Here is a 586-nt window from a genome sequence, read left to right as displayed (position 1 = left end):
ATTCTAATCTTACCTCGACGTTCGACATGACCTTTAGTATGTCGAGTTTTTCCTCTATGCCGAAGCGCACGAGCAATGCCCCGAGCTTTGTGACTTTTCACCGGCTGGCCCAAGTTATCTCTATAAATCGCTCGGTAGATTGTATTTGCGCTAATAATCGTATGACCTCTTGAAATCTTTAGTCGACCAGCTATCTGTTCAGGCGACCAATGTTTTTGATTGATTCCATATATAACTAGTTCTCGCAGTTCAGTGTTATCTAACTTTCGGCGTTTATGCGACTTCGTTCGAGCAAGCATGTGCTTTTGATCGGCATCCTCAGCTTCATAAGTTGAGCCAACACAGCGGGCAATCTCACGAGAGATTGTCGAAGCGCTTCTACCAATTTCTTTTGCAATGCTACGCATTGACAACCCTTCTCTGAGTAAAACTTCTATACGTCCGCGATCAAATGCGGTAAGCTGATGATAATGACTCATAATGTTTCCTCGCGTTCTGTATGTTCTAGACAAACTACATTTTACGCTGGTTCATTATGAGTCAGTTTTTATTTAGCTTAGTGTTGCACTTGAATTGTAAATTCAAG

At 42.0% G+C, this 586-nt stretch carries 1 protein-coding gene; it reads right to left on the bottom strand.

What is annotated here, in order from left to right; all coding sequences use genetic code 11:
* The coding region (locus EST42_RS07520; RefSeq protein WP_134644895.1) for a helix-turn-helix domain-containing protein at positions 1–479 on the bottom strand (479 nt) is incomplete at its 3' end.
* Positions 480–586: the final 107 nt, after the last annotated feature.

Origin of the sequence: Weissella cibaria (assembly GCF_004521965.1) — a bacterium.
Lineage (GTDB): Bacteria > Bacillota > Bacilli > Lactobacillales > Lactobacillaceae > Weissella > Weissella cibaria_A.
The sequence above is the reverse complement of the archived record's forward strand: the minus strand, read 5'-3'. Positions and strand labels throughout refer to the sequence as shown.